The 4707-nt window shown below is 67.1% G+C and carries 5 protein-coding genes; 2 read left to right on the forward strand and 3 right to left on the reverse strand.

Features of this window, described 5'->3' with window-relative positions; translation table 11 throughout:
- The 3 genes from AB4Y86_RS12430 to purS all read right to left on the reverse strand — a co-directional run.
- Positions 1 to 1086, reverse strand: a 1086-nt coding sequence (locus tag AB4Y86_RS12430) for an AIR synthase-related protein (RefSeq protein WP_441402531.1), incomplete at its 3' end; no start/stop codon positions are given.
- Positions 1083 to 1853, reverse strand: coding sequence for a phosphoribosylformylglycinamidine synthase subunit PurQ (gene purQ, locus AB4Y86_RS12435; RefSeq protein WP_441402532.1), 771 nt, complete (start codon positions 1851 to 1853; stop codon positions 1083 to 1085). The genes AB4Y86_RS12430 and purQ, both read right to left, overlap by 4 nt.
- Before the next feature lies 1 nt (position 1854).
- Complete coding sequence (gene purS, locus AB4Y86_RS12440; RefSeq protein ID WP_011690410.1) at positions 1855 to 2106, reverse strand: phosphoribosylformylglycinamidine synthase subunit PurS; 252 nt, start codon at positions 2104 to 2106, stop codon at positions 1855 to 1857.
- 219 nt (positions 2107 to 2325) lie between these two features.
- Here purS and AB4Y86_RS12445 point away from each other — a divergent pair, with 219 nt between their 5' ends.
- Positions 2326 to 2511 carry a hypothetical protein gene (locus AB4Y86_RS12445; RefSeq protein ID WP_441402533.1) on the forward strand — a complete coding sequence of 62 codons (186 nt, stop codon included), beginning with the start codon at positions 2326 to 2328 and terminating at the stop codon, positions 2509 to 2511.
- A 339-nt stretch (positions 2512 to 2850) separates the two neighbouring features.
- Positions 2851 to 4707, forward strand: a 1857-nt coding sequence (locus AB4Y86_RS12450) for a S8 family serine peptidase (protein WP_441402534.1), incomplete at its 3' end; no start/stop codon positions are given.

Here is a 4707-nt window from a genome sequence, read left to right on the forward strand (position 1 = left end):
GTCCATGACGGCCTCGAACGCGGCAACATTCTCCGGTGTGACAACGGCCATCATGCGTTCCTGCGACTCGGACATCAGGATCTCGCCCGGCGTCAGCGTCGGGTCGCGCAGCAGGACCGAGGTCAGTTCAACCTGCATGCCGCCGTCACCGTTCGACGCCAGTTCGGAGGTGGCGCAGGAAATACCCGCCGCGCCGAGGTCCTGGATGCCCTCAACCAGGGAGCCCTTGAATAGCTCGAGGCAGCATTCGATCAGGACCTTCTCGGCGAAGGGGTCGCCCACCTGGACGGCGGGGCGCTTGGACGGTTTGGTGCTGTCGAAGGACTCCGAGGCCAGCACGGAGGCGCCGCCGATCCCGTCGCCGCCGGTGCGGGCGCCGAAGAGCACGACCTTGTTGCCCTTGCCGGAGGCGTTGGCGAGGCGGATGTCCTCGTGCCGCATGACGCCGACGGCGAGGGCGTTGACCAGCGGGTTGCCCTGGTAAACGGAGTCGAAGACCATTTCGCCGCCGATGTTCGGCAGGCCCAGGGAGTTGCCGTAGCCACCGATGCCGGCGACGGCGCCGTGCATGACGCGGGCGGTGTCCGGGTGGTCGATGGCGCCGAACCGCAGCGGATCCATCACAGCCACGGGCCGGGCGCCCATCGAGATGATGTCCCGGACAATGCCGCCGATGCCGGTCGCGGCGCCCTGGTACGGCTCAACGTACGACGGCGAATTGTGCGACTCGATCTTGAACGTCACGGCCCAGCCGTCGCCCAGGTTGGTGACGCCGGCGTTTTCGCCGATGCCCACGAGCATGTCCTTCTTCATCTCCTCGGTCACCTTCTCGCCGAACTGGCGCAGGTGGTTCTTGGAGGACTTGTAGGAGCAGTGCTCGCTCCACATCACGGAGTACATGGCGAGCTCGGCGCCGGTCGGGCGCCGGCCCAGGACCTTGACGACCTCGTCGAACTCGTTCCGCTTCAGGCCCAGCTCGGCCCAGGGAAGCTCGGTGTCCGGGGTCGCGGCCGCGTTTTCCACCGTGTCGATGTTGAACTTCTTGGCGGTCTCCGCGGGCGCCGCCACTGCGGGTGTCTCCGTCATTTGTTGTCTCCCACGATCTTGTTCAGGACAGAGGTGAAGAAACCGAGGCCTTCCGTTCCGGGGCCCGCTTCTGGGCCGAAGCCGGACTCGACGGCGTGCTCGGGGTGCGGCATGAGGCCCACGACGTTACCGGCGGCGTTGGAGATGCCGGCGATGTCGCGCCGGGAGCCGTTCGGGTTCCAGCCGACGTAGCGGAACACCACGCGGCCCTCCGCCTCCAGGGCGTCGAGGGTCTTCTCGTCCGCGATGTATTGGCCGTCCTGGTTCTTCAGCGGCACGGTGATTTCCTGGCCGGCGGCGTAGTCCCGGGTCCAGTCGGTGGTGTTGTTCTCGACCCGCAGGACCTGGTCCCGGCAGAGGAACTTCAGGTGGTCGTTCTTGATCATGGAGCCGGGCAAAAGGTGCGACTCGGTGAGGATCTGAAAGCCGTTGCAGATGCCCAGCACGGGCAACCTGGCATCGGAATTGGCGGCGTCGATGATCTTGGACATCAGCGGAGCGAAGCGGGAGATGGCGCCGGCGCGGAGGTAGTCACCGTAGGAAAAACCGCCGGGAACGACGACGGCGTCGACGTCACCGAGGGTGGTGTCCGCATGCCAGAGCGCCACCGGGGTGGCGCCGGACAGGCGGATGGCCCGGACGGCGTCGCGGTCGTCCAGAGTGCCGGGGAAGGTGACGACGCCGATCCGGGCACCGGCGAGCTTGCGGGCACCGGGTGCATCTGCGGCGAGGGGGGAGGCCCCGCCGATCAGGGGGAGTTCAGTCATCTCAGGCCTCGACGACCTCGACGTTAACGACGTCCTCGATGACTGGGTTGGAGAGCAGGGTCTCGGCGGCGTTGCGGGCCTGGGCCAGGATCTCCTCGGTCACCTCGCCGTCGACGGTCAGTTCGAAGCGCTTGCCCTGGCGGACAGAACTGAACGCGGTGAAGCCCAGGCGGGGCAGCGCACCCACGATGGCCTTCCCCTGCGGGTCGAGAATCTCGGGCTTGGGCATGACGTCGACAACGATCCGGGGCATCCGGCAACTCCTGTGCGTGAGCATTGGGTAAAGGGCGCAGCGGAGCGATGCCGTCTCACGCCGATCCGCTGTGTGATGAGGACAACGGTGTTTAAACAACATGGAACGGGCGCTCCGCGAGCTTGCACGCTCATTCTACCGGGCGCGGTGCACCGCGCCGCATTCGTGACCCCGGGGCGGGCTATGGTCTCCGGAGAGCGCGCTCAGTAGGATGTCCGCATGGCTGAGAAATCCAGATCCGTGCTGCTTCCCGTGGTCGCCGCCGCCGTCTTCGCCGGCCTCGGCCGGATGGTGCTGCAGAAGATCAAGGCCGACCGTGCGGCCCGGTCGAGCAACGTGGCCGCACCCCTCGACGACAAGACGCGCGCCTGGATCAGCGAGGTCGTCCGCACACCCCGGCAGTAGGCCGCCGGTTCTGGGCGCCTAAACCCCTCAGTAGTTACCCCTTCTTGCCGGGGCGGCCCAGCCGTCCCGGCTCAGCCGTGCCCGCCRCCTGCCGCTTCTTGTCGCGCCGTGTGACAAATTCCGATTAGTTGCCTGTGTCCTATGTCATATCTGGCTCTCAGTCTGTACTGTATGACTCGGCTGGTATCCGCCGTGGCGCGAGAGTCGACTCCTGTTCCCGCACCCGTTCCCGCCGTCGTACCCGGCAACGGCGCCGGGACCGTTCCTTCTGAAAGGTTCAAACCACTCGTGAAATCACCAGGAAAGAGCTTCCTTCGAAGCGGGGGACTCCGGAGGGTCGTGGCACTGACCCTGGGCTTGCCGGTTCTCCTCTCAACTGTCGCCATCTCGCCCGCCACCGCGGCACAGGCCCAAGGTTCCACTGTCGCCGGAATCGCACAGAAGAATCTGGACCCCGCCAGCTACCCGGACGGCCGCTACATCGTCCTCCTCGCCGAGCAGCCGGCGGCCACCTACGAGGGCTCCACGGACGGACTGCCCGCCACGAAGCCTGCTAAGGGCAAGAAACTGGACGTCAACAAGGACGAGGTCAAGAATTACCGGGCGCATCTGGAAAAGAAGCAGTCCGACGTTGCCGCGCAGCAGAACGTCCAGATCCAGCGGCGGTACTCCTCCGCCGTGAATGGCTTCAGCGCCTCGCTCACCACGGACCAGGCCATCAAGCTGGCCAAGGACCCGAGCGTCCTGGTGGTTGCCCCCGACACGGAAAACGCCCCGGACTACTCCAGCACCGATTTCCTCAAGCTCAGCGGGGCTAACGGCACCTGGAACACCAAGTTCGGCGGCCAGGACGCGGCCGGCAAGGGCGTCGTGGTCGGTGTCATCGACACCGGCTACACCCCGGACAGCGCCTTCTTCGCCGGTGAGGCGGTGAAGCCGCTGGTGGGCCAGCCCGTCGTCGGCGTTCCCTACCGGACGGCGGACGGCAAGATTTCGATGCTGAAGGCCGACGGGGAAACCTTCACCGGCGAGTGCCAGAAGGGTGTGGGCACCGGCGCTGACTTCGACGGCTCCGCCTGCAACTCCAAGGTCCTGAGCGCGCACTACTTCGCCGATGACTTCCTGCGCTACGTTCCCGCCGGCGCCCGCGCCCCCCAGGAACGGCTCTCCCCGGTCGACGTCGTCAGCCACGGCACCCACACGGCCAGCACCTCCGCCGGCAATGCCAACGTCGAGACGTTCGTGGACGGCCGGAGCTTCGGCCTGACCAGCGGCATCGCACCGGCCGCGAAGCTCTCCGTGTACAAGGTCTGCTGGGAAGACAACGATCCCAACACCGGCGGCTGCTACAGCTCCTCCTCGGTCGCGGCCGTGGAGCAGGCCATCGCGGACGGCGTGGACGTCCTGAACTACTCGATCTCCGGGTCCGCAACGTCCGTGGTCGACCCGGTCTCGATGGCGTTCCTGAACGCCGCCGCGACGGGCATCTTCGTTGCGGCCTCAGCCGGCAACTCCGGCCCCACCGCCAGCACCGTGAACCACGGCGCACCGTGGGTCACCACGGTGGCCGCCACCAGCTTCTCCCAGGAACTCCAGGGCACTGTCGAATTCTCCGACGGCTCCAAGTTCCGCGGCGCCAGCATCATGAACCGCGAGGTCAAGGATGCCGGCGTCGTGCTGGCCGCCAATGCGGCGGCCGCCAACGCGCCGTCGTCCCCCGCCCTGTGCGGCCCCGGCACGCTCGACCCTGCGAAGGTCGCCGGCAAGGTTGTCGTCTGTGACCGCGGCGTTGTTGACCGCGTTGCCAAGAGCGCCGAAGTCGCCCGCGGCGGCGGCGTCGGCATGATCCTGGTGAACCTCAGCAACTCTTCGCTGGACACCGATCAGCACGCGGTCCCCACCGTCCACGTGAACCCGCCCGCGAGCCAGACCATCAAGGACAAAGTGACGGCCACCCCGGCCATCAAGGTTTCCCTGGTCAACAAGGACACCACGGGGCTTCCGCTGGAGGCCCAGCCGCAGATGGCCGGCTTCTCCTCGCGGGGCCCGCTGCTCGCCACCGACTCGGACCTGTTGAAGCCCGACGTCGCTGCCCCCGGTGTTGCTGTTCTCGCCGGCGTATCGCCGATCGGCTCGGACGGAGCCAAGTTCGGCTTCATGTCCGGCACCTCCATGGCCGCACCGCACGTTGCCGGC

Origin of the sequence: Arthrobacter sp. 2YAF22_2, from assembly GCF_052114645.1 — a bacterium.
Classification (GTDB): Bacteria; Actinomycetota; Actinomycetes; order Actinomycetales; family Micrococcaceae; genus Arthrobacter.